We start from the raw sequence: 17,229 nt of genomic DNA on the forward strand, positions 1-17,229 counted from the left end.
GTTTCGTTCATGCCCGTGCGAGTGCGCCCACCGGGCGCTCCTGCAAATAGCGCTGGCACAGCTCGACCGTCTGTTCGACCCACACCGGGCCCAGGCACTCGACCTGCGGTGTGCCGCGGTGGGTGCCGGTCCATGCCAGCAGTTGCAGGCGCCGTTGCATGATCAGCGTCGGTAGCAGGGCGATGTCGTGGGCATCCAGGCTGGCCACGGTGCTGTAACCCTCCAGCCAGTTGTCTATCCACTGCGCCAGGTCGCGGTGGTGTTCGAAAAAGCTCAGGGCCGCCGCCAGGTCATGCAGGTACCAGCCCATGCCGCAGTCGTCGAAGTCGATGATGCGTGTGCGATCCCCTTGCACCAACAGGTTGGTCAGGCGCAGGTCGGCGTGGATCAGGCCAAAACGCGACGGGTCCTCGCCATACCCGCACAGGCGCTCACCAATCACGCCCACGGCTTCGCTGATCAATGCACTGCCGCGTGCATCCAGGTAGGGCGCCGCACGCCAACTGCCCCAATGGCCCTGTTCACCCAGCATGGTCTGATGGTTCCACGTCAGCCGCTGGAAGTTGCCCGGGCGTTGCCAGGTGCGGGCATGGCGGTGCAGGTGGGCGTTGATCGCACCCAGCCGGCGAAAGGAGGCATTGAGCTGTTGCTGGTCGGGCTCGCCCCCGTCGATCCAGTGGAACAGCACGACAAACCGGCGGCCGTGGCCGGGCAGTTCGACAACCTGGATCGCTTCGCCATCGAGCCCCGTAATGGGCACAGGCACTTCCAGGCCAGCGCTTTGCAGTGCCGCGAGCCAGGCCAGTTCGCTGGCGATGTCGGCCTGCTGGTGGTAGCCGGCGCGGTGCACCCGCATGACAAAACGTTGCCGCTGCCCCTGGACCTGATAGGTGGCGTTTTCCGAGTGCACCAGTAGCGCGATCTGGCCCTGGTAGGCCTCGGCGTAAGCCGACAGCGCATGCAGGGCAAAGCGGTCGAGCACGGCAGGGCTGGTGTGGGAGGAGATATCAGTGGTCATCAGGCACGCTCCGTTGGCAGGGGTCTGGCTGCCAGCATGAGTCGAGCCCCGCGCCACTGGCTTGACCGCAAACCGCGAAATCTTGACCGCTCGCCACAAGGCGCCTGGGCCAGATCGAGAATTTGATTCTGCGGCCCGCAACTTGTGCCCTGCGGTCAAGTCGGCCACCGCAGGTCGGCCCACCATCGGTCCACATCACCGGCTAGGTCATTGGATCGAGGGCTTGAACATGCTGACTTCACTACAAGGTAAAAGCGTATTGGTCACCGGCGGCACCAGCGGCATCGGCCTGGGCATCGCCGTCGGCTTTGCCCGCCAGGGCGCCAAAGTGGCCATCAGCGGGCGCCAGCGGGACAAGGTCGAGGCTGTGGCCAGCCGCCTGCGCGACCAGGGCCTGGCAGTGACCGGGCTGGTCGCTGATGTGGCGCAGCGCGAGCAGGTGCGCCAATTGGTCGAGCAGGTGGTGCAGGCCCAAGGTGGGCTCGACGTACTGTGCGCCAACGCGGGGGTGTTCCCGTCGGCGCCGCTGGAGCAGATGACCGACGCCGACTGGGACCTGGTGCTCGACACCAACGCCAAAGGCACCTTCCTTTGCGTGCAGGCGGCGCTGCCGCACCTGCGCCGGGCGGCGTATGGCCGGGTGGTGCTCACGTCTTCGATCACAGGGCCAGTCACCGGCTTCCCCGGCTGGGCGCACTACGGCGCGAGCAAGGCGGCGCAACTGGGCTTCATGCGTACCGCGGCCATCGAGCTGGCGCGCGATGGCATCACCATCAATGCCGTGCTGCCCGGCAACATCCTCACCGAAGGCCTGCAGGGCATGGGCGAGGCGTACCAGGCCAGCATGGCCGCGTCCATTCCACTCAAATGCCTCGGCAAGGTCGAGGACATTGCCAATGCCGCGCTGTTTTTCGCCTCGAAAGAGGCCGGCTACATCACCGGGCAGAGCCTGATCGTCGACGGCGGGCAAATCTTGCCCGAGTCGCTGCAGGCACTCGCCTGACGCCTTGCACCATAACCCTATAAGAACGGAGTGCATCCTGATGAGCGAGACCTACAGTGCTGAGCTGAAACTCACGCAGGCCGGCCAGGCGCAGCCCCACGAGGTGCAGCGCCTGCGCAAGAACGCGGTGGGCCTGATGGGCGTGCTGTTCATGACGGTGGCCACGGCAGCGCCGATCACCGCGATGCTGGGCAACGTGCCGATCGCCATTGGTAGCGGCAATGGCCAGTACGCCCCCGCAGGCTACCTGGTGGCGACGATCATCCTGGCGCTGTTTGCCATCGGTTATGCGCAGATGGCCAAGTACATCACGGCCACCGGCGCTTTCTACGGGTTCATTTCCCATGGGCTCGGGCGGGTAGTGGGGATGGCCTCAGGGATTGCGGTCACGCTCACCTACATCGTCTTCGAAGCGGCGCTGGTGGGCATCTTCGCCTTCTTCTGCGAAGACCTGCTGGCCAGCGTCTTCGGCGTGCACGTGCCCTGGATCGTGTTCGCCCTGGCCATGCTGCTGGCCAATGGCGTGCTCAGCTACTTTGATATTTCCCTGGCCGCCAAGGTGCTCGGGCTGTGCCTGGTGCTGGAGATCCTGATGCTGGGGCTGATGGCCTTTGCCGTGCTGCTGCATGGCGGTGGCCCGCAGGGCATGGCGACGGCGTCGATCAACCCGCTGAATGCGTTCAAACCTGCCGAAGGGGTGATTGGCGCGAATGCCGGCATAGGCCTGTTCTTCGCGTTCTGGTCCTGGGTCGGCTTCGAGTCCTCGGCGATGTATGGCGAGGAGTCGCGCAACCCGAAAAAGATCATCCCGTTGGCGACACTGATCGCGGTGATCGGCATCGGGGTGTTCTATGTGTTCGTGTCGTGGATGGCCATCGCCGGCTCCGGGCCTGCCGAGGCTATTCGCCTGGCGCAAGACCCTGCCACTGCCGCCGAGGTGTTCTACGGGCCCACCCGCCTCTACTTGGGCGAGTGGGCGGTGAGCCTGTTCAAGCTGCTGGTGGTGACGGGCTCGTTCGCCTGTGGCATGGCCTTCCATAATTGCGCGGCACGCTACATCTATGCCCTGGGCCGGGAAAACCTGTTCGTGTTCCTTGGCCGCACCGTGGGCCGCACCCATGAGCGCCATGGTTCGCCGCACGTGGCTTCGACCGTGCAAAGCCTGATCGCCACGGCGATCGTCCTGGCGTTTCTGTTTACCGGCAAGGACCCGTACGCCGACCTCTACGCGCTGCTGGCGATCCTGGGCACCATGGGCATTCTCATCGTGCAGGCGCTGTGCGCCTTTGCCGTGGTCTGCTACTTCCATGTGGGCACTCAACGGCGTGCCCAGGCGCACTGGTTCAAGACCTTCCTCGCGCCCCTGCTGGGCGGCATCGGCATGCTCTACGTGGTTTACCTGCTGTTCGCCAACCTCAGTTTTGCCGCAGGCAGCGCGGCCGAATCGCTGCTGTTCCGGCTGATCCCATGGATCGTCGCGGCAAGCTTCGCGCTGGGGGGTTCGATTGCCCTGTACTTCCGCTATTTCGACCGCCGCAAGTACCACATCATCGGCAGCATCGTCATGGACGACGCGCGCCAGGACACCTGAGGAGACCGACCATGTTGAAAGTGAATGCCTTCCAGCCTGAACAGGCCGAGGCCCTGAACGCCGCCGAGCGTAGCCTGATCGAGCGCCGCCAGCGCCTGCTCGGCCCGGCTTACCAGCTGTTCTACGACAACCCGCTGCACCTGGTGCGAGGTGCTGGCACCTGGCTCTACGACCGCGCAGGCCGCGCCTATCTGGACCTGTACAACAACGTCGCCTCGGTCGGCCACAGCCACCCGCGGGTGGTCGAGGCCCTGGCCCGGCAGGCGGGTGAGCTCAACACCCATACCCGCTACCTGCACGAAGGGGTGCTCGACTACGCCGAAAAACTGCTGGCGACCATGCCGGCAGCGCTGGGCAACGTGATGTTCACCTGCACCGGCAGCGAGGCCAATGACCTGGCCTTGCGCATTGCCCGTGACTACACCGGCGGAACCGGGGTTATCGTCACCCGTTATGCCTACCACGGGATGACGTCGGCCATCGCCGAGCTGTCGCCTTCGGTGGGTGACTACGTACCGTTAGGCCGTGATATCCGCGTGGTCGATGCACCCTTGCACCTGCCTGAAGACCCGCAACGGGTAGGCCAATTGTTCGCCGCCCAGGTGCGTGCCGCGCTGGCCGACATGCAGCGCCATGGCATTCGCCCGGCAGCGTTGCTGGTCGATACCCTGTTCACCAGCGATGGCGTGTTCGCCGACCCGCCGGGCTTTCTGCGTGAGGCGGTGGAGGCGGTGCGCGCTGCCGGCGGCCTGTTCATCGCTGACGAGGTGCAGCCGGGGTTCGGCCGCACCGGCACACACATGTGGGGCTTCGAGCGCCATGGCCTGGTACCCGACCTGGTGACCCTGGGCAAGCCAATGGGCAATGGCCACCCCTTGGCGGGGCTGACGGTGCGCCCGCAGATCCTCGAACGTTTCGGCCGCAACGCCAGCTACTTCAACACCTTTGGTGGCAACCCGGTGTCGGCGGCAGTGGGGCTCGCCGTGCTGCAAGTGATCGAAGACGAGGGCCTGCAGGAGAATGCCCGGCGCGTGGGGGCTCAGCTCAAGGAGGGCCTCGAAGGCCTCGCCCGTGAGCATGCCTGCCTTGGGCAGGTGCGTGGGGCGGGGCTGTTCATCGGTGTCGATGTGGTGGACGGGCAGGGCATTGCCGATGGCCCGACGGCGCGGCGCATCACTAATTTGTTGCGTGATGAAGGCATGCTGATTGGTGTGTCGGGGGCGCAGAACAATGCGCTGAAGATCCGGCCACAGTTGTGCTTCTCGGCCGAGAACGTCGAGCAGTTTCTCGCTGCCCTGCAGCGCGTGTTGCGCCAGCTGTGATGGGCTAGCGAACGCTGCACATAAACCACCCCGCCAGCGCTTGCCCTGGCGGGGTTTTCTATTTGCAGGCCACGCGCGCTTAGTGCCCGGTTGCCGCCTTGCGCCCTTGCACCGGGTCATAGCAACCGGCCTGCTCGAATACGGCCCGCACTTCATCGAGTACGGTGGGGTCTTCGATGGTCGCAGGTGTTGTCACCTCGGGGTTCGACGCCAGGCTGCGCAGGGTTTTGCGCAGGATCTTGCCGGAGCGGGTCTTGGGCAGGCGCTTGAGGATGAACACCCGGCGCAGTGAGGCGATGGCACCGACCGCATCGCGTACCCGCGCCACCAGTTCGCGTTCAAGTTGCGCCGGGTCTGGCTGCAGCCCCTGCTTGAGCACCACGAACCCGACCGGTACTTCGCCCTTGAGCGCTTCTGCCAGTGCCACCACGGCGCATTCGGCGATGGCCGGGTGGTCGCCCAAAGCTTCTTCGAGGCTGCCGCTGGACAGGCGGTGCCCGGCGACGTTGATCACATCGTCCACGCGGCCCATGACGAACAGGTAGCCGTCTTCGTCCAGGTAGCCACCGTCGCCACTGCAGTAGTAGCCGGGGAAGGCGCTCAGATAGCTTTCGGCAAAGCGCTGCGGGTCGCCCCACAGCGTGGTCAGCGTGCCGGGTGGCAATGGCAGGCGCAGGGCAATGTTGCCAGGCTGGTTGCGGGGCAATGGCTGGCCTTCATCATCGAGTATTTCCAGGCGATAGCCGGGCAGGGGCAGGCTCGCTGAACCAGGCTTCATCGGCAAGTCGTCAAGCCCGCGCGGGCTGCCGGCAATCGCCCAGCCGGTCTCGGTCTGCCACCAGTGGTCGACCACCGGGCACGGCAGAAAACCATGCAGCCACTCGTACGTCGGTGGATCGAGGCGTTCGCCAGCGACGTACACCGCTTTGAGGCAGGACAGGTCGCGCCCGGCGGCCAGGCGCACCTGTGGGTCTTCGCGTTTGATGGCGCGGAACGCGGTGGGCGCGGTGAAGAACACATTCACCCGGTGTTCGGCGATCACGCGCCAGAAGGCCCCGGCATCGGGTGTACGCACCGGCTTGCCCTCGTAGAGCAAGGTGGTGCACCCGCGAATGAGTGGGGCGTAGACGATGTAGGAGTGCCCCACGACCCAGCCGATGTCCGACGCGGCCCAGAACACTTCGCCGGGGTGTGCGTCGTACAGCGCTTGCATGCTGTAGTTGAGCGCCACGGCATGGCCGCCATGGTCGCGCACGACGCCTTTGGGCCTGCCGGTGGTGCCGGAGGTGTACAGGATGTACAGCGGGTCGGTGGCATTGACCGGGACTGCTGGCACGGCTTCGGCCTGGGCGAGCAGTGCCTGCCAATCGTGCTCGCGGGGGCCGCGCAGCAGGGCGCGGGCCTGTTCGCGTTGTTCGATCACCACGTGTGGCGTGTGCTGGGCGGCCAGCTGCAGGGCCTGGTCCAGCAATGGCTTGTAGGGCACCACACGGTCGTACTCGATGCCACAGCTGGCGCTGAGCAGCACCTTGGGGCAGGCATCGTTGATGCGCACGGCCAGTTCGGCTGCGGAAAAACCGCCAAATACCACCGAATGCACGGCGCCGAGCCTGGCGCAGGCCAGCATGCCGACCACCGCCTGGGGGATCATCGGCATGTAGATGATCACCCGGTCGCCGCGCGCTACACCCAATGCCCGCAGCATACCGGCGCAACGGGCCACGCGGTCCTGCAACTGGCGATAGCTGATGCGCTCCTGCACGCCGCTGGCCGGTGAATCGTAGATAATCGCGCAGCGCTCGCCGGCACCGTTGGCGACGTGCCGGTCGACCGCCAGGTGGCAGGTATTGAGCTGGCCGTCGGCAAACCAGCGGCCGCCTGTGCCAGGGTGGTCGGTGAAGACCTGGCGGGGGGCGCGGAACCAGTCCAGCTCGGCAGCCTGTTCACCCCAGAATCCCTCGGGGTCTTCGGTGGCGCGGGTGTAAGCCTGCAGGTAGGAAGTCATCGGCGTTCTCCTTGTTGCTGTTATTGTTTTGATGGCCCTCGGGCCTGCTTCAATCCTCCCAGTCGCTGCCGGTAATCGCTTGACCACCGGGCACAATTACTTGACCGCCGAACGCTGGCTGTTGCACCTGCAACAGCGTTTCGACAGTCTGCTGTCCAGGGTTCACTGCGGCCCGCCTGCGTTGTTGGCTATCCCCTTGAGGCTCAAGGCTATTTTCGTTTGGCACAGTTGCTGCGTTGTCTCCTTCAACCCTTCGAGGACAGCCAAGGAGCCTCCCCATGAGCCAAGCCCCAATCAAGTTCGCCTACTGGGTCCCCAACGTCAGCGGTGGCCTGGTGGTGAGCACCATCGAGCAACGCACCAGCTGGGACATCGACTACAACCGCAAACTGGCGCAGATCGCCGAAAAATCGGGCTTTGATTACGCCCTGTCGCAAATCCGTTTCACCGCAGGCTACGGCGCCGATAACCAACATGAGTCGGTCACCATCAGCCACGCACTGTTGGCCGCCACCGAGAAGCTCAAGGTCATCGCTGCCATCCTTCCAGGCCCGTGGAACCCGGCGCTGGCGGCCAAGCAGTTGGCAACCATCGACCAGTTCACCAATGGCCGGATCGCCATCAACCTGGTGTCGGGCTGGTTCAAGGGCGAGTTCCACGCCATCGGCGAGCCGTGGCTGGACCATGACGAGCGCTATCGCCGTTCCGAGGAGTTCATTCGTGCGCTGAAGGGCATCTGGACCCAGGACAACTTCACCTTCAACGGCGACTTCTATCGCTTCCGGGACTACACCCTCAAACCCAAGCCCTTGCAGCAGCCGCACCCGGAAATCTTCCAGGGTGGCAGTTCGCGTGCGGCGCGCGACATGGCGGCGCGGGTGTCGGACTGGTACTTCACCAATGGCAACAGCGTGGAGGGGATCAAGGCCCAGGTCGATGATCTGCGTGCCAAGGCAGCAGCCAACGGCCATTCGGTGAAGGTGGGCGTGAATGCCTTCATCATTGCCCGTGACACCGAGGAAGAGGCGCGGGCGGTGCTGCAGGAGATCATCGACAAAGCCAACCCCGAGGCGGTCAAGGCGTTCGGGCATGAAGTCAAGAACGCCGGGGCGGCCAGCCCGGAAGGCGAGGGCAACTGGGCCAAGTCCAGCTTCGAGGACCTGGTGCAGTACAACGATGGATTCAAGACCAACTTGATCGGCACACCGCAGCAGATTGCCGAGCGCATCGTTGCGCTCAAGGCCGTGGGGGTGGATTTGATCCTCTCAGGGTTCCTGCATTTCCAGGAGGAGGTGGCGTACTTTGGCGAGCATGTGTTGCCGTTGGTACGTGAGCTTGAGGCCGGGCGCCGGGTGGAAAAAGCGGTGGCTTGAGGCTGTTGTGTGGGAGCGGGCTTGCCCCGCGAATGCGAACACGCGGTGCATGGCACCGGCTTCGCCGGTGTTCGCGGGGCAAGCCCGCTCCCACACAGCCCGGCTAAATCAATAGGTTATGTGCTGCTCCTATTCGGGAGGGGCGGTTTAATAGCGCTGAAGGTGCTCGGCAAAGGTCGTGCCCTGGTACTGCGCGCGGAACAGCCCACGCTCCACCAGCCTCGGCACCACTTCATCGAGGAAGCAGTACACCGAGCCGAACGATCCCCCCGGTGCCGCAATAAACCCATCCATCACACCCGCCTCGGCCCAGTCGGCAATTTCCTCGACGGCGTCATCGACCGTGCCAATCACCTGCCAGTGCGCAGCCGAGAGCACTTCCGGGCGCATCAGCAGTTCGCTGGGCAGCAGCGATTCGCGTTCGATCAAGCGCCGCAACAAGCTCACATGCGTGCGGCTGGCACCGGGCAGCAGTTGCAGCGGTGGCAGGTCGGTGGCGTGGATGCGCCGGTCGCTTGGCCAGGCCGCCAGGTCGATGCCGATCATCTTCTCGATGGCGGCATATTTGCGCGCCTTGTCGACCCGCGCATGGGTGTCCATGAACAGTTCGCGCGCCTCCTTGCGGGTAGGCGCCAGAAACAGGCTGAGCCCCGGCAGCAGGCGGACGTCCGCTGCGTTGCGGCCGTGGCGCTCAGCGCGTTGCGAAAGGTCACGGCGCAGCTCGGCGGCGGCGGCCTGGTCGGGCGTAGGGGCGAAGACGATGTCGGCGACCCGGGCGGCAAAGTCGCGGCCACTGTCGGATGCGCCCGCCTGGATCAGCGGAATGCGCGCGCCCTGTTCCGGAATGTTCAGCGGCCCCTGCACCTGCAGGAAGTCGCCGTGGTGAGCGATCGGCTGGACCTGCGCCGGGTCGGCATAGCGGCCGTGCTCGCGGTCGATCAACAGCGCCTGATTGGGAAAGCTGCGCCATAGCCGCTGCACCACCTCGGTAAACTCCGCCGCACGGGCGTAGCGCTCTTCGGCACTGGGCATGGCGGGCAGGCCGAAGTTTTCGTGGCCTTGCAGCGCGGTGACGATGTTCCAGCCCACGCGGCCGTTGCTCAGCCAGTTCAGTGATTGCAGTTGGCGAGCGACCAAGTACGGTGGGAAAAACGTGGTCGAAACCGTTGACACCAGGCCGATGCGGCGGGTCTCGCGGGTGAGCGCGGCCAGCAGCACGGTGGGGTCGAGGCTGGTAAAGCCCGAGCCGCTTTCCAGCGCGTCGGCCACCACGCAACTGACGTCGGGGCGGAATACGAAGTCCAGGTGTGCGGCCTCCGAGCGGCGCGCGATGTCGAGGGCGAAATCGCTGCTGAACAGGCTTTCGACGCGGCTGTCCGGGCGCCGCCAGCCCTCGCCGCTGAGCCAGGTCGGGGCCAGCGACATGCCGATGTGCAGGCCTTGTTGGTGAGTCATCAGGGTCAGTTCTCCAGTGGCTGGCAAATAAGCGCTGGCCGGCCTCTGCCGGCCAGCGGGGGGCTTAGAACGCGCCTTTGACGCCGACGCCAAGGGTGCGTGGCTCGGTCATGCTGGCTTCGATCCCGCCGATGCCCCGGTTGGTCTGCATGTAGGTCGCGGTGCGCTCGTCGAAGACGTTCTTGACGTAGGTGTACACCTGGAACTGGTCGTTGAAGCGGTAGCTCATGCGAGCATCGGCCACGGTGTAGCCGTCGATTGCATAGCTTTTGGTGTTGGCGATATCCGAGTAGTAGCCATCGATGTGGCGCACTTGGGCGTTGAAGTTGAGGCGGTCGGTAATGTCCCAGCTCGGGCCGAAGCTGACGGTGTAGCCGGGCGAGCGGGCAAACTCGTTGTGCGCGTAGCGGCTGTTGGCGTCGATATCGTCGATGCGGGTTTGCAGGGCGCCGGCGCTGGCCTTGAGGGTCAGGTTTTCCAGTACCCGGTAGTCTGCCGACAGCTCGACCCCGTAAGCGTGGGCCTTTTCGGCGTTGATGGTGTAGGACTGGGTCAGGCCCGAAGCCAGCACCACGGGGATGTTGTATTGCGCGTCCTGCATGTCCATGTAGAACAGGTTGCCGTTCAGGTGCAGGCGGTCGTCCAGCAGGCTGGCGCGGGCGAACAGCTCGTAGTTCCACATGCGTTCGTCGTCGAACTGCTCGAAGCGCTTGCTGCTCATGTTCAGCGACACGCCACCGGGGTTGTAGCCGCGGCTGACCATGCCGCCCACGGTCCATTCCGGGGTCAGGGCGTAGGCCAGAGATACCTTGGGCAGGAAGGCGTTGAAGGTTTTGTCGTAGTCCAGGCCATCGGTGGCGAAAGGCGAGGTGCCCTTGCGCTGGACCTGGTCTTGCTGGAAGCGCAAGGCCGTGGTCAGGGTCCAGCGGTCGCTCAGGCGGTAGCTGAGTTCGCCGAATACGCCCAGGTTGCGTTTGGTGTCGTCGAAGTCGGAGATGCCGCCGTAGTACAGGATTTCATCAGAGTCAGTGCGAGCCAGGTACAGGCCGGCGATGCCGCTGAGGGTGTCTTGCTGCTCGCCGAAGGTGACGCGGGTTTCGTTGGAGAAGTTCTTTTGGCGGACATCGGCATCGCCGCTGTTGGCCACGCCTAGCACGCGGTGCACGTTGGACAGCGAGTATTGGGTCTGGTTGAACAGCTTCATGCCGTTGTCCAGTTCGTAGTCGACATCAACGATGTGCGTGTTGGTCTGCTGATGCCAGCTGGGCATGGTGGCGCCGGTGTGGTTCAGCTTGTGAAACGGGTACGAGGCGGCTTCCTGGGTGGGGCGGTTGGAATCACCGTGGGCGAAGGTGTACTTCAGGCCCAGGCCGGGTACCGCTTCGGGCAGCCACAGCAATTTGCCGCGCAGGTTCAGCGAGCGGAAGTCCTGGTCGGTGCCGTGGCTGGCAAAGGACGGGTTGGTGTAGTCGATGAAGGTGTCGCGGGCGGAGTAATCCAGGGCCAGGCGGCCGGCCAGGTTGTCGGTCAACGGCCCGGAGACCGCCAGCGAGCTGCGCCGGGCGTGGTAGCTGCCGAGCTCCGCCTGGTAGGCCGCTTCGGGGCTGAAGGTCGGGTCTTTGGTCTTGACCACGATGGCCCCGGCAATGGCGTTGGCGCCCTGGCTGGTGGTCTGTGGGCCCCGGTAGACCTCGATGCTGTCGACATCCCATACCGACGGGGCGCCGAAGTACATCTCGTTGTAGTTCAGGTAGTGCCCGTCGAGGTTGATGGTGGCCCGCGGTACCGTGCCGCCCCAGAACACGTTGGCGCCGTTGTTCGGGCCCTGGCTGTCCTGGCCCCGGATAATCGGCGCGCCGACCGAGTCGGTGTAGATCACGTTGGGCACATCGTTGAGCACTTCGTGCACCGAGGCGCTGCCGGTCTTGAGGGTGTCGATCTCGTTGGCGTTTTTCACCGATACCGACGAGGCGGTGTTCTTGAGGTCGCGTTCGACCTTCTCGCCACTCACCAGCACCGGGGCCAGTACCAGCTGCGGGTTGGCGGCGGTTGGCGTCTGTTCGGCCAGGACGGGTGGGGCGGCGAGTAGGGTAGACAGGGTCAGCACACCGAATCCATGGCTGATCGAGCGTTGCGCGGGGTACTTCAAGACAACCTCCAAATGAGAACGATCCTCGTTTGCGATGGAAGGTATCACGGTGCCATCTCGTTCCGCAATAAAGAATCTATTCCTCGAAGTGGTATGGTGGCGTCACCCTGCGCGTGCATTCGCACCTGCCAAGGGCCGCTGACGGTATGATGGGCAGCCGCGCTTGCCGGGCGCGGCGCCGCCGTCTGGCCAGATAATCAGAAATGAGGAGATAGCCCCGTTGAACACTTTGCAGTCCCCTGCCGATGCGGAGCCGGAGAGCCCCGGCGAGAAGCGATCTGGCACCATCCAGTCGGTGTCGATTGCTGCGCGGTTTCTGAATGTGCTGGCCAATGCCGAGAGTGAATTGAGCCTGGGCGAGGTCGCCCGCCGTACCGGCACCGGTGGTTCCACGGCGCATCGCTATCTGCAGAGCCTGGTCAAAGAAGGGCTGGCCAGGCAGGACCCGGCCAGCGCGCTGTACGACCTCGGCCCGGCGGCCCTGAGTATCGGCATTGGCGCCCTGAAACGGGTGGATGCGGTGGACATCGCCGCCCAGCACATGAAGGCCCTGGCGCAACGGCATGCGGCCAGCGGCGGGGTGGCGATCTGGACTGATCGTGGCCCGACCCTGGTGCGCTGGTACCGCAGTGCGTATTTCTCGATCAACCCCTTGGCCCTGGGCGACATCCTGCCGATCGACAATACGGCGTGCGGCTTGGTGTTCCAGGCATTTCTGCCCAAGGCCACGATCGATGCCGCGCGCAAGTTGCAGCCGGCGCATTTTCGCGGCACCCCACCCAGTGCCAAGGTGCTGGAGCAGATTCGTCAGCATTGCTGGGCCGAGCTGACCAGCCACTTGCTGTCGAGCGTGACCGGGCAGGCCGCACCGGTGTTCGATGCGCAGCAGGAAATCGTCTGCGCGATGACCACGGTCACTGACCTTGGGCAGTTGCGCGCGCCTGAAGACCGCCAGGCGCTGTTCCATGAGGCCGGGCTGGTCAACCAGGCCACCGGTGGCCGCATGCTCGGCGCCCCGGCGCCGGTGCTGCCGCCTGCTTAGAGCACACCATCATTTATTGATTTAGCGGGGGTCGTGTAGGAGCAACTGCCTTGCTCAATGTTCTAAAGCCATGGGGCATTGACATGGGGCATTGTGGGAGCGGGCTTGTCCCGCGAATGGGGCTACGCGGTGCATGGCACCGGCTTCGCCGGTGTTCGCGGGGCAAGCCCGCTCCCACAGGGTCGTGCCGTCTTTAGAGATTCGAACAAGACGGTTGCTCCCACAATGCCAGTGAACTCCTACAGGCACCGCTTATGCCAACGCAGGCTCACTCCGCCCGCGCGGCACTAGCAGCGGGGTGCCGCTGACCGGGTCTTCGATGATCAGCGCCGAAAGCCCGAACACGCGCTGCACCAGCGCTTCAGTGAAGATTTCGTTTGGCGCACCCTGTGCCACGATCGCGCCGTCGCGCATGGCTACCAGGTGGCTTGCGTAGCGGCAGGCCTGGTTGAGGTCGTGCAATACGGCCACGATGGTGCGGCCTTGTTGGTTCAGTTCGCGCAGCAGCTCCAGCAGCTCGAACTGGTGCGCGATGTCCAGGTAGGTGGTGGGCTCGTCGAGCAGCAGGATCGGCGTGTCCTGGGCCAACACCATGGCAATCCACACACGCTGGCGCTGGCCGCCCGACAATGCCTGTAGCGGGCGTTCGGCAAGCGCTTCGATACCCGTCGCGCGCATCGCCTGCTGCACGGCGTATTCATCGGCCTTCGACCACTGCCGCCACAGGCTCTGATGGGGGTAGCGGCCGCGTGCGACCAGCTCGGCGACACTGATGCCATCGGGCGCTGTGGCGCTCTGGGGCAGCAAGGCCAGGCGCCGGGCGACGTCTTTGGCGGGGCGTTGCTGGATGTCCTGGCCATCGAGCAATACGTGGCCGCAGCTGGGGGCCAGCAACCGCGCCAGTGCCGCCAGCAGGGTCGATTTACCGCATGCGTTGGGGCCGACGATGACGGTAAAGGCGCCATCCTCGATTTCCAGCGACAGGTCGTGCGACAGCGTTCGGGTGTCGCGGCGCAGGGTCAATGCACGGGCATGCAGGCGAGAGCTCATCGAAGGTCCTTGGCAAGTCTGTAATTTGCGGAATGGATTCTACATGATGGAATTAACTGCATGAGAAGTATTATCATGCGCACCTTGATTCCCTTCGAGCGAAGCCAGTCGATGAAGCCTTTACGTGTTTGCGCAGCACTGACCGCAGTTGCCCTGATGCTGTTTGGCCCTTGGGTGGCGGCCGCGCCCACGCGCATTGTGTCCACCACGCCGAGTGTTACCGGCATCCTTTTGGCGATGAATGCGCCGCTGGTGGCCAGCGCGGCGGCCACGCCCAGCCGCCTGACCGATGGCAAGGGCTACTTCTCGCAATGGGCGACGGTGGCGGACCAGCGCGATGTGCAGGTGCTGTACCGCAACCTGCAGTTCGACATCGAAGCGGTGGTGGCCAGTGCGCCAGACCTGCTGGTGGTATCCGCCACCGGGGCCGACAGTGCCGCGCCACACCTGGCCGAGCTCCGCGCCCAGGGCATCGCCACGCTGGTCGTGAACTATTCCAATCAGTCCTGGCAGGCGCTGGCCACCGAGCTGGGCGCGCAAACCGGGCTGCAACGCCAAGCGCAGGAGGTGATCCAGCGTTTCGATGACTACACCCGTGAAACCGCTGCGCGCCTGCACCCTTCGCCGCGGCCAGTGATGCTGGTCGGCTACAACATCGGGGGCAGTTACTCCATTGGGCGTGCCATCAGCCCGCAGGCGCGGCTGCTCACGGCGCTCGGTTTCCAGGTGCGCGAGCTGCCCGAGGCGATGGCCGGGCAGGTGATCCGCTCCACCGAGTTCCAGTTCATTTCCCGCGAGAACCTCGCCGCCGCGATTGGCGATGCCGACGTGTTCCTGCTGAGTGCCGATGACAGCGATGCCCAGGCGTTTCGCAGCGACCCGGTGTTGGCCAACCTGCCGGCGGTGCAGCATCAGCGGGTTTACCCGCTGGGGCCTAGCTCGTTTCGCATCGACTACTACTCCGGGCGGCAGATGCTCGATACCGTCGCCGGCTACTTCCGCTGATCATGCATAACCTGACGACCCAACCCGTAGGGGCTGCTGGCTGGGTGCGTGGCATGCCGCGCCAGGGCCTGCTGGTGGGCGTGCTGGTGTTGCTTGTGGCAGCGTTGGCCAGCTTGTTGATCGGCTCGCACCCGATTGCCATGAATGTGGTGTTCGACGCCCTGTACCAGCCCGACCTGCAGAATGATCAGCACCTGATCGTGCGTGAGTTGCGGGTGCCGCGTACCTTGGTGGCCCTGTTGGCGGGGCTGGCACTGGGGGCGGCGGGCACCTTGATGCAGGCCCTGACGCGCAACCCGCTGGCCGAGCCAGGGTTGTTGGGCGTCAATGCTGGCGCTGCGCTGGCGGTCATCCTGGGGGTCGCGCTGTTTGGCCTGACGCAGGTCGGGCAGTACATCTTGCTGGCCTTCCTGGGCGCCGGTGTTGCCGGCATCGCGGTGTTCCTGCTGGGCCAGGCCGGCGCCAATGACAGCAACCCCGTGCGCCTGGTACTGGCCGGGGCCGGGCTGACGATGCTGCTGGCGTCGCTGACCGGTATCGTCGTGCTCAACACCCCACCGCAAGTCTATGACCACTTCCGCCATTGGGCCGCAGGCTCGCTGGCCGGCAGCAGTACCGCTGCATTGTTGTGGCCAACCCTGGCCATTGCCCTGGGATTGGTCCTGGCGGCGGCGCTCATGCCGCAGCTCAACGCCCTGGCACTGGGCCGGGACCTGGGCCGGGCGTTGGGGGTGAACGTGCGCCTGACCTGGGCGCTTGCCTGCGTCGCGCTGATGCTGTTGGCCGGCAGCGCTACGGCTATCGCGGGGCCGATTGGTTTCATCGGCTTGGTCGCCCCGCACCTTGCGCGCTTGTTGGTCGGCCCGGACTACCGGCGCATGCTGCCCTATGCGGCGCTGATTGCAGCATTGCTGCTGCTGGGCGCCGACCTGCTGGGCCGCGTGCTCGTCGCGCCGGCAGAACTGGCGGCCGGGACCCTGGCGTTGTTGCTGGGTGGGCCGGCATTCATCGTGTTGATAAGCAGGTTTCGTTTATGTCAGCTCTGACTACTCCACGGGTGCTCAGGTGTGGGCCGTGCAGTGTGCGTTTCAGCCCCCGGGCGGTGCTGGTCGGCAGTGCGTTGTTGCTGTTGGTGCTGGGGTTGGCGATTGTGCTGCTGGGTACTGGCAGCCTGCCGATAGGCGCCGGGCAGGTGCTGGCCAGCCTGCTGGGGCAGGGGGACAACGACATGACCCAGCGCATCGTCACGCGGGTGCGCCTGCCACGGGTGCTCACCGGCCTGTTGGTGGGTGCGGCGCTGGGCATGGCCGGGGCGATCTTCCAGTCGATTGCCCGCAATGCCCTGGGCTCGCCCGATGTCATCGGCTTTACCACCGGCGCGGCGAGCGGTGCCATCGTGCAGATCATCTTGTTCGACGCAGGCCCGTTGGCCACGGCGTTGGCGGCGGTGGCGGCGGGCATGCTCACGGCGCTGCTGGTTTTACTCCTGGCGCGCCGGGGGCATGGCAGCGAGGGCTACCGGTTGGTGCTGGTGGGGATTGGCATGGGCGCCACGCTGTCCGGCTTGAACCAACTGTTGTTAGTTACAGGCGACCTTGATCAGGCGCTGTTTGCCCAGTTGTGGCTGGCCGGCTCGCTCAACACCCGGACCTGGGCGCATGTCGTCCCTGCAGCATTGGGCCTGGTGCTGATACTGCCGTTAGCACTGCTGCATGGCCGTGAACTGGCGCTGCTGGAAATGGGCGATAACACGGCCAGCCAGCTGGGGGTAGCGGTGGGGCGTTCGCGCCTGGTGCTGGTGCTCGCCGCTGTGGGGCTGACGGCCATTGCCACTGCCGCTGCCGGGCCGATTGCGTTCATTGCCCTGGCGGGGCCGCAATTGGCCCGGCGGCTGACGCGTACGGCAGGCGCGCCGCTGGTGTGCGCCGCCTTGATGGGGGCGGCCTTGCTGTTGGTCGCCGACTGGCTGAGCCAGCGCCTGGCGGCCACGGCGCAGTTGCCGGTCGGGCTGGTGACTGGGGTGCTGGGTGGTGGGTACCTGCTATGGTTGATCACTGCTCAACGTAAGCGGTCAGTGTAGGCGCGGCCCCCGATCACCTCTGGCAATCATGAATCGCCAGCTGGTCGGTTTCAGGATGCGCCTGGTCGTTCGCATGCAACCCTCCGGCGCCACAAGTGCCATGCTTGCAGGATGCTCTCGGACCAGTGCGCGTAGA

General features: G+C 65.2%; 13 protein-coding genes. 8 read left to right on the forward strand and 5 right to left on the reverse strand.

What is annotated here, in order from left to right:
• Nucleotides 1–7 precede the first annotated feature (7 nt).
• Nucleotides 8–1,018 carry a phosphotransferase enzyme family protein gene (locus tag ACSSU5_RS18910; RefSeq protein WP_492559493.1) on the reverse strand — a complete coding sequence of 337 codons (1,011 nt, stop codon included), beginning with the start codon at nucleotides 1,016–1,018 and terminating at the stop codon, nucleotides 8–10.
• Between the two features lie 229 nt (nucleotides 1,019–1,247).
• Here ACSSU5_RS18910 and fabG point away from each other — a divergent pair, with 229 nt between their 5' ends.
• Genes fabG through ACSSU5_RS18925 form a run of 3 tightly spaced genes read left to right on the forward strand, consistent with a single transcriptional unit; the run spans nucleotide 1,248 to nucleotide 4,934 of the window.
• On the forward strand, nucleotides 1,248–2,021 hold the full coding sequence (fabG, locus tag ACSSU5_RS18915; protein WP_264309495.1) for a 3-oxoacyl-ACP reductase FabG: 774 nt from the start codon (nucleotides 1,248–1,250) through the stop codon (nucleotides 2,019–2,021).
• 40 nt (nucleotides 2,022–2,061) lie between these two features.
• Nucleotides 2,062–3,612 (forward strand): APC family permease, encoded by a 1,551-nt coding sequence (locus ACSSU5_RS18920; protein WP_264309494.1) that lies wholly within the window; start codon nucleotides 2,062–2,064, stop codon nucleotides 3,610–3,612.
• 11 nt (nucleotides 3,613–3,623) lie between these two features.
• Entirely contained in the window at nucleotides 3,624–4,934 is a 1,311-nt protein-coding gene (locus ACSSU5_RS18925; protein WP_492559494.1) for an aspartate aminotransferase family protein, read from the forward strand.
• Nucleotides 4,935–5,013: 79 nt separating this feature from the next.
• On the opposite strand, the gene ACSSU5_RS18930 is transcribed toward ACSSU5_RS18925, so the two are convergent.
• Nucleotides 5,014–6,963, reverse strand: coding sequence for an acetate--CoA ligase (locus tag ACSSU5_RS18930; RefSeq protein ID WP_492561339.1), 1,950 nt, complete (start codon nucleotides 6,961–6,963; stop codon nucleotides 5,014–5,016).
• 254 nt (nucleotides 6,964–7,217) lie between these two features.
• Here ACSSU5_RS18930 and sfnG point away from each other — a divergent pair, with 254 nt between their 5' ends.
• Nucleotides 7,218–8,312 (forward strand): dimethylsulfone monooxygenase SfnG, encoded by a 1,095-nt coding sequence (sfnG, locus tag ACSSU5_RS18935; protein WP_264309492.1) that lies wholly within the window; start codon nucleotides 7,218–7,220, stop codon nucleotides 8,310–8,312.
• Nucleotides 8,313–8,459: 147 nt separating this feature from the next.
• Here the strand turns inward: sfnG and ACSSU5_RS18940 are convergent, their stop codons facing one another.
• Both ACSSU5_RS18940 and ACSSU5_RS18945 read right to left on the reverse strand, forming a co-directional pair.
• Entirely contained in the window at nucleotides 8,460–9,767 is a 1,308-nt protein-coding gene (locus ACSSU5_RS18940) for an NtaA/DmoA family FMN-dependent monooxygenase (RefSeq protein WP_492559495.1), read from the reverse strand.
• A gap of 64 nt (nucleotides 9,768–9,831) precedes the next feature.
• On the reverse strand, nucleotides 9,832–11,916 hold the full coding sequence (locus ACSSU5_RS18945; protein ID WP_492559496.1) for a TonB-dependent receptor: 2,085 nt from the start codon (nucleotides 11,914–11,916) through the stop codon (nucleotides 9,832–9,834).
• Nucleotides 11,917–12,136: 220 nt separating this feature from the next.
• On the opposite strand from ACSSU5_RS18945, the gene ACSSU5_RS18950 reads away from it, so the two are divergent.
• Entirely contained in the window at nucleotides 12,137–12,958 is an 822-nt protein-coding gene (locus ACSSU5_RS18950; protein ID WP_264309489.1) for an IclR family transcriptional regulator, read from the forward strand.
• 252 nt (nucleotides 12,959–13,210) lie between these two features.
• On the opposite strand, the gene ACSSU5_RS18955 is transcribed toward ACSSU5_RS18950, so the two are convergent.
• A complete protein-coding gene (locus ACSSU5_RS18955) occupies nucleotides 13,211–14,008 on the reverse strand; it encodes an ABC transporter ATP-binding protein (RefSeq protein WP_264309488.1) in 798 nt (265 codons plus the stop codon).
• Between the two features lie 111 nt (nucleotides 14,009–14,119).
• Between ACSSU5_RS18955 and fepB the strand changes: the two genes are divergently transcribed.
• From fepB to ACSSU5_RS18970, 3 genes are read left to right on the forward strand one after another with little or no spacing between them, the layout of a single operon-like run.
• Nucleotides 14,120–15,013 (forward strand): Fe2+-enterobactin ABC transporter substrate-binding protein, encoded by an 894-nt coding sequence (gene fepB / locus ACSSU5_RS18960; RefSeq protein ID WP_413470137.1) that lies wholly within the window; start codon nucleotides 14,120–14,122, stop codon nucleotides 15,011–15,013.
• Nucleotides 15,014–15,066: 53 nt separating this feature from the next.
• Nucleotides 15,067–16,059, forward strand: coding sequence for a FecCD family ABC transporter permease (locus ACSSU5_RS18965; RefSeq protein WP_264309487.1), 993 nt, complete (start codon nucleotides 15,067–15,069; stop codon nucleotides 16,057–16,059).
• The gene (locus tag ACSSU5_RS18970; RefSeq protein ID WP_492559497.1) at nucleotides 16,047–17,093 is read left to right on the forward strand and encodes a FecCD family ABC transporter permease; all 1,047 of its coding nucleotides are present in this window, start codon (nucleotides 16,047–16,049) and stop codon (nucleotides 17,091–17,093) included. Before ACSSU5_RS18965 ends, ACSSU5_RS18970 begins: the two co-directional genes overlap by 13 nt.
• Nucleotides 17,094–17,229 lie beyond the last annotated feature (136 nt).

The sequence above is a fragment of the Pseudomonas sp. E1MeOHC2 genome, assembly GCF_058745025.1.

What these genes read in the sequence shown, in the direction of transcription:
- ACSSU5_RS18925 (WP_492559494.1), top strand. Translation starts at nt 3,624, where the DNA reads ATGTTGAAAGTGAATGCCTTCCAGCCTGAACAGGCCGAGGCCCTGAAC.
- ACSSU5_RS18940 (WP_492559495.1), bottom strand. Translation starts at nt 9,767, where the DNA reads ATGACTCACCAACAAGGCCTGCACATCGGCATGTCGCTGGCCCCGACC.
- ACSSU5_RS18910 (WP_492559493.1), bottom strand. Translation starts at nt 1,018, where the DNA reads ATGACCACTGATATCTCCTCCCACACCAGCCCTGCCGTGCTCGACCGC.
- ACSSU5_RS18970 (WP_492559497.1), top strand. Translation starts at nt 16,047, where the DNA reads ATGTCAGCTCTGACTACTCCACGGGTGCTCAGGTGTGGGCCGTGCAGT.
- fabG (WP_264309495.1), top strand. Translation starts at nt 1,248, where the DNA reads ATGCTGACTTCACTACAAGGTAAAAGCGTATTGGTCACCGGCGGCACC.
- ACSSU5_RS18955 (WP_264309488.1), bottom strand. Translation starts at nt 14,008, where the DNA reads ATGAGCTCTCGCCTGCATGCCCGTGCATTGACCCTGCGCCGCGACACC.
- sfnG (WP_264309492.1), top strand. Translation starts at nt 7,218, where the DNA reads ATGAGCCAAGCCCCAATCAAGTTCGCCTACTGGGTCCCCAACGTCAGC.
- ACSSU5_RS18965 (WP_264309487.1), top strand. Translation starts at nt 15,067, where the DNA reads ATGCCGCGCCAGGGCCTGCTGGTGGGCGTGCTGGTGTTGCTTGTGGCA.
- fepB (WP_413470137.1), top strand. Translation starts at nt 14,120, where the DNA reads ATGAAGCCTTTACGTGTTTGCGCAGCACTGACCGCAGTTGCCCTGATG.
- ACSSU5_RS18920 (WP_264309494.1), top strand. Translation starts at nt 2,062, where the DNA reads ATGAGCGAGACCTACAGTGCTGAGCTGAAACTCACGCAGGCCGGCCAG.